This is a genomic window from Streptomyces sp. CB02980, from assembly GCF_014451325.2.
GTDB lineage: Bacteria > Actinomycetota > Actinomycetes > Streptomycetales > Streptomycetaceae > Streptomyces.
The window spans coordinates 228,278-231,083 of the sequence record NZ_JACSCH020000010.1 but is presented as its reverse complement, the minus strand read 5'-3'; the positions used below and the strand labels follow the sequence as shown (position 1 = coordinate 231,083).

The window sequence follows — 2,806 nt, the reverse complement described above, 5'->3', positions numbered from 1 at the left end:
GGGGGGGGGGGGGGGGGGGGGGGGGGGGGGGGGGACGGCATGAGACGTGGGAACAGGCCTCAGCCGCTGAGACAGCGGGCGCGGGCCCGCAGGAAGACCTCTTCGGCGAGCACGCGGTCGTCCGGATGAGGGGTCCGGTACGCCCACGGCAGGGTCGTGTAGTACGGGCCGAGCGATGCGAAGACCCGGGCCGCGTCGGTGAAGCGGAGGGCTCCGAAGAGGGCGTGCGCCAGGTGGTTGAGGTCGAGGAGGGAGGCCTCGTCGGTGGCGCAGAAGAGGAACCAGGTGTCGAGGGCGCGCTGGGCTTCGCGGACGGCGTCCTCGGCGACCCAGTGCAGGTCCAGGGCCCGTTCGTGGCCGCGCTCGCGCCGGTAGCGCTCGACGCGCACGTACAGCGGGAGGACGTGCAGGGCGGAGCCGACGGGTGCCGAAGAGGCGGCCCAGTGCGAGTAGTTGACGGCCTCGGAGAGCGGTCCCGGGCGTCGGGCGTACACGAACTGGAGCATGCGGTGGTGCGCCTCGCGGTTGTGCGGGTCGCGCTTCTCCGCCTCGGCGAGCAGGCCCCAGGGGCCCGGCGGCAGCATGGGGGCCGGCGGGGCCAGCCGGTGCTCCTCCATGCGCTGACGGCCGTCGAGGGCTGCGAGGGCGATGAGTCCGACCCAGGGCACCGGGTCGTCGGGGGCCAGGTCGGCGGCCTCCCGGCACGCGGTCCAGGCCTCCTGCCAGAGCTCCCGGGTGCGGGCGTGGCCGGCGCGGTGCGCGCGTACGGCCCGCTCGACGGTCACGCGGCTGTGCATCACGGTGGCGGCGAGGCTCCCGGGCTGTTCGGTCCGCCACATGTGGACGACGTCGGTGCCCGCGGCGACGGCGGCGAGGACCTGGGTGCGCCGGGTCCAGCCGTCCCACCCCGTCGTCTCGTCGAGGAGCCGCGCCATCGCCACCCAGCGTCCGGTGCGTAAGTCCTGGACGGCGTTGCGCAGGGCGTGGTCGTGGCCCGCGGGGTGGTAGACGGGTCTGAAGCCGTGTCCGGCCATCAGGGGGTGGTGCGTGGTGTGGATGACATGGGTCCTCGGTGGATGGGAGGGGGTGGTCAGTCCCCCGGCGGGCGTCCCGGCCGTTGATCGGCGATCACTATAGAGGGCTCTGGATGCGACCGGTCCACTTTCTTTCGTGACAGTAATTATCAAGCCAACGACCGAATTTGAGTGTCTGTCAGGTTCAGCGGTGGACCTGACGTGATCACCCGTCGAGGCTTGACGGAGCGCCGCGACGGCGGCACCCTGACCCTTTTCGGTGATCGGATGATCACCGAACGTCCAGGGACAGGAGCAGTGCGATGACGGCCGGTCCGGTACTCGCCGTCGACCAGGGCACCTCGGGCACCAAGGCCCTCGTCCTCTGCCCCGAGCGCGGAGTCATCGGCAGCGGTACGGCTCCCGTACGGCCCCGGTATCTGCCGGGCGGTCTGGTCGAGGTCGACCCGCGTGAGCTGTACGACTCCGTGGTCACCGCGGGCCGAGCGGCCCTCGCCGAGGCCGGCGCGCCGGTCGTCGCCGTGGGTCTCGCCAATCAGGGCGAGACGGTCCTCGCCTGGGACCCCGCCACCGGCGAGCCACTCACCGACGCCCTGGTCTGGCAGGACCGCCGAGCGGCCTCCGTCTGCACCGAACTCGACGTACACGCACAGCAGTTGAGGCAACTGACCGGACTTCCCCTCGACCCGTATTTCGCCGCTCCCAAGATGGCCTGGATCCGCCGCCACTCCACCGGGGCCGGCGTCGTCACCACCAGCGACGCCTGGCTCGTCCACCGGCTGACCGGCGCCTTCGTCACCGACGCGGCGACGGCCGGCCGGACCGGACTCCTCGACCTCGACACCGTCGCCTGGTCGGAGACCGCCCTCGACCTGTACGGCCTGGGCGGCGAACGCCTCCCCCGGGTCGTGGACTGCGACGCGCCCGTCGGCACCACCACCGCCTTCGGCCCGGCGCTGCCGCTCACCGGCCTGCTGGTCGACCAGCAGGCGGCGCTGCTCACCCAGAGCGCCGACGACCCGGCCGCCGCCAAGTGCACGTACGGCACCGGCGCCTTCCTGCTCGCCCAGACCGGCCCCGAACCCCGGCGCGCGTCCTCGGGCCTGGTCAGCTGTGTCGCCTGGCGGCTCGGCGGACAGGTCGCCCACTGCCTGGACGGCCAGGTGTACACCGTCGCCTCCGCCGTACGCTGGCTCACCAACCTCGGCGTCATCGGCGGGGCGGCCGAGATCGACCCGGTCGGCGGAGGGGTCCCGGACACCGGCGGTGTCACCTTCGTGCCCGCGCTCGCGGGGCTCGCCGCGCCCTGGTGGCGGGGCGACGTGCGCGGCTCGCTCACCGGGCTCGGCCTGGACACCACGCCGGGCCATCTGGTCCGCGCCCTGTGCGAGGGAATCGCCGCGCAGGTCGTGGACCTCGCCTCGGCCGTCGCCTCCGACCGGGGCGCGCCGCTGACCTCGCTGCGCGCCGACGGCGGCCTCACCCGGTCCGCGCTGCTCATGCAGACCCAGGCGGACCTCCTGCAGCTGCCGGTCGAGGTCTCGTCGTTGCCCGACGCGACGGCGCTCGGCGTCGGCGCGGTGGCCCGGCTCGGACACGACCCGGGGCTCACGCTCCGCGAGGCCGTACCCGAGTGGAAACCCTCGGCCGTGTACGAACCCCGGATCTCGGGCGACGAGGCGAGCGAGCGCCTCGCGCGGTTCCGGGCGGAGGTGGCGGCGCTGGTCGAGCGGACCGGGTCGGGCTCCGGGGCACCGACACGCGAGGGCCCG

The 2,806-nt window shown here is 73.8% G+C and carries 2 protein-coding genes; one reads left to right on the top strand and one right to left on the bottom strand.

The annotated features are described in order from the left end of the window. Window positions 1-59: 59 nt before the first annotated feature. On the bottom strand, window positions 60-1,034 hold the full coding sequence (locus E0F75_RS22195; protein WP_187624290.1) for a hypothetical protein: 975 nt from the start codon (window positions 1,032-1,034) through the stop codon (window positions 60-62). 302 nt (window positions 1,035-1,336) lie between these two features. Here E0F75_RS22195 and E0F75_RS22190 point away from each other — a divergent pair. Continuing rightward, the coding region (locus E0F75_RS22190; protein ID WP_187624289.1) for an FGGY family carbohydrate kinase at window positions 1,337-2,806 on the top strand (1,470 nt) is incomplete at its 3' end.

What these genes read in the sequence shown, in the direction of transcription:
- E0F75_RS22195 (WP_187624290.1), bottom strand. Translation starts at nt 1,034, where the DNA reads ATGGCCGGACACGGCTTCAGACCCGTCTACCACCCCGCGGGCCACGAC.